Below are 3,136 nucleotides of genomic sequence, written 5' to 3'. Positions count from 1 at the left end.
CGAATTGGGACGCCATCGCGCGCTTTGCGCTCCGCGGCGAGGTGGTGGAGCCCCGGCGACGTTCGAGGCGCCGAAGCACTCTCGGGTGCACCGCCCGGTAACTCCGGGTCCTGCTTGCCGCGTTGATCTTCTGGATTTACCGCTGGATCCTGGGCCTGGAGATCGGCGAGGCCGAACGTACCCTGCTCGCCGGCGGCCTGACGCTTGGTCCTGTCGATGGTAGTTACACGCGTGTAAGCGACGCCGGCGCGCCTTGCCGGGCGGCGTCGGTCAATCGCCCGCAAGCGCCTGCGGCGATGCCCGCAACGACGGCGCCGAGTCGCTGCGCATACGAATGGCCCGAAGGGCCACCCAGATGGCCGCGACCAGGAAGAGCCCGATCGGTGCCCAACGCAGATCGCCCGAGAGGATGGCGTCGCCGAGAAGAATCACCCCGAGGCCGATCAACGCCTGCACCGGGATGCCGACCAGCATGTAGGGGCGGAAACGCGCACCGCCGAGGGTCAGCAGGTAATTCTGCATCATCCACGGCAGCGGGGACGCCCGCACCATCAGGATGACCTTCCATTCATCGCCGGGGCGAAAACACGGGATGCGGTAGCCACGGCGCGTCGCCAGGCCGTTCAGCGGGCGATGAAGACCCCGCGCGAGCAGATAGGAGAAGGCCATGTTCGCTGCCATGCAGGTCCATGCTGCGAGCAGCGTCCAACCCAACCCGTCGACCACGATCCCGATCGTCAGATAGTAGGCGAGGATGGGCACGCCGAAGGCGGGAAGGACTACGAAGCTGATCAGATAGACCCAGGGCGGGATATGCTCCATCCGATCGAGGAACAGCTCTGTCCAGTTTGCGAGCGAGCCGTCGATGTCTGCCCCGAAAGCCCACCAGAGCGCAGCGAGTAGAAGCACGCCCAGCGCGACGACAACGCGCGGACGCACCGCAAAGCCTTCTCGACGGTCGGCTCCGGCGGGTGCGGTGGTCGGTTTCGGACACATCGGCAGCAACTCCGGCAAAAATCAAGATTGACGACCCGCTCGCGTTGGCCGCTGACTCGGGTCCCGGCGCTCGTCGGACGAGCCGTGCCGGCCACAGGGGACAGATCGAGCACGGTGCCCGAAGCGGCTTTCGACGGCGATACCGCATGCAGACGGGTCGTAGCATGACGTGATGCGCTCGCGTGACTCTGCGAAGGATAGTCGAATCGGCTCACCCTGCACGAACCGGACAATCTCCGGGAAAGCGCGCCGGGTCAAGTTGTTGACCGAGGTCAGGGATCGTCATGGGTGGAATATGACCGACAGCGATATGTTCGCGACAGCGTTCGGGGTGCATGGACCCGCGCATACCGGTCGAGAAGCCTTCGCCATGTCATGGGACGGATCGGCAACTTTGATGCGACTGAGATCGCCGCCATCTTGATCCGCGATGGTCACATCGTCGATCAGTACCAGAGCCTCATGAACGCCTGTCGGCGCATCGCCTCATTCATCGAGCACCTCACAGGCATCAGCAACGCCATGGTGCACGTAGCACCGCCGGCCAGCCAAGTTATTGCGGCGGTCGCGGACTTCGTCGGCGACTATCCCCTCGTCGCGCACAATGCATTGTTCGACCGCAAGTTCCGGGATGCCGAGCTCGCACGCATCGTGCGTAGGACGCCGAAAGCATTGCCTGCTCGATGTTGGTCGCCCGTCGCGTCTTGCCCCAAGCACCCAATCACAAGCTCGGTACTCTGGTCGAGTACGCAAGGTTGCCGGTCACCGGCCGCTATCACCGGGCATAGGCAGATGCGGAGATGGCGGCCCATCTGACGCTGTATCTGGAGCGGGCGTTGATGGAGCTGTCCGGCCTCGCGGATGTCACCCACGAGTTGCCGGGGCAGCTTCAGCGGACGGCGAAGACCGGACTCGAGAGTGCGTGGAGCGGTACGGACGGAGATGTCCGTGACGGATCGACGCCTACATCGCAGGAACTCGGCTGCGAGCGCAAGACGGGCTCTCGACGTGAGAACAGCCCAACCAGGATTGTGCATTGATGGGGAGTCGCGGTATGCAGGATGAACATCGCCAACCGCCAAGCCGATTCAGCCAATCGTGATTGAGCGATCGAGGTGTCGACGAGCTCATCGTGCTCTTTCGAGGAGTCCTAGCCGATGGTGTCTTGGCCGAATCGGAGATCCGATTTCTCGCCGACCTGGCTCGACCGACATCACCAAATCGCTGACCAGTCGCCTGCGGTCGCCCTGTACAAGCGGATGCAGGAAGTCTTGGCCGACGGCGTCATGGATTCCGACGAGGAGCGCGACTTGCTCGCCACCTTGCAGGACCTGACCGGGGCACCGATCTTCGCTGAATCGGCGGCCAGCATGTCGGCGGCGCTGCTGCTCGATGATCGGGTCCCGAATTGGCCTTCGACGGTTGGACCTACTGCTTCACCGGCACGTTTGCCTGCGGCCCGCGCAGCCAGGTCCAGCAGGGGGTTGCTCGCGCGGCGCAAAGGTGTGCACGGCACCGACCCTCAAGACCAACGTCGTTTTTATCGCCTCCGTCGGCAGTCCGGATTGGATTCGCTCGACACGCGACCGCAAGATCGAAGGTGTTGTGGCGATGCGGGAACGCGGCATCCGATCGCGCTGGTTGGGGCGGAGCACTGGTACGAGACGGTGTCGCTGCTCACGCTCAATGGATGAGCCAAGCGCGTGCATCGTGCTCGGTAGGGCGGCCGCTGCCGGCATCGGGTGTGTTCGGACCTGACGGTATGGGGCTGCCGCCCGAGGTCCTTGCCGTCGCAGGTCTCTGGCCACGCGCGGAAGTCCTTGCTTCACCCTCGCTGGTCCCGCGCGAGCTCCCGGGGACCACCCTCCATCAGGATGGGTGGGGCTCATGCGTTTGTCACGATCATCTGCGATGCTCCCAACCATCGGTGTTTGATTCGGGGGCAGTTAAATTGGAACGCTTTGCAGACGAGCTCGACCTCACGCAGTTTCGAATCGATCAGTTGACTGAACTGGCGGTCGCGGCGATGCGTGACCAGGCAAGCCTTATTTCAGGTCGGGATCATTGTCTCGACTGTGGCGACATTATTCCCGAAAAGCGTTTGATCTACGTACCGAACGCCTCTCGTTCCGCACCCTGT

4 protein-coding genes are annotated in these 3,136 nt (G+C 63.5%); 3 read left to right on the top strand and 1 reads right to left on the bottom strand.

Translation table 11 applies throughout. From position 1 onward, the window contains the following. Positions 1-270 precede the first annotated feature (270 nt). On the bottom strand, positions 271-996 hold the full coding sequence (locus GPT33_RS18310; protein WP_296811956.1) for a hypothetical protein: 726 nt from the start codon (positions 994-996) through the stop codon (positions 271-273). 375 nt (positions 997-1,371) lie between these two features. On the opposite strand from GPT33_RS18310, the gene GPT33_RS18305 reads away from it, so the two are divergent. The 3 genes from GPT33_RS18305 to GPT33_RS18295 all read left to right on the top strand — a co-directional run. Beyond that, entirely contained in the window at positions 1,372-1,812 is a 441-nt protein-coding gene (locus GPT33_RS18305; protein ID WP_296811954.1) for a 3'-5' exonuclease, read from the top strand. 341 nt (positions 1,813-2,153) lie between these two features. Next, positions 2,154-2,690: a hypothetical protein gene (locus GPT33_RS18300; RefSeq protein WP_296811952.1), complete on the top strand. Its 537-nt coding sequence runs from the start codon at positions 2,154-2,156 to the stop codon at positions 2,688-2,690. Positions 2,691-2,947: 257 nt separating this feature from the next. Next, a partial coding sequence (locus GPT33_RS18295) for a TraR/DksA C4-type zinc finger protein (RefSeq protein ID WP_296811949.1) occupies positions 2,948-3,136 on the top strand: 189 nt, incomplete at its 3' end.

Source organism: Thiocapsa sp., assembly GCF_011390875.1.
In the GTDB taxonomy this organism is placed as follows: Bacteria; Pseudomonadota; Gammaproteobacteria; order Chromatiales; family Chromatiaceae; genus Thiocapsa.
The sequence above is the reverse complement of the archived record's forward strand: the minus strand, read 5'-3'. Positions and strand labels throughout refer to the sequence as shown.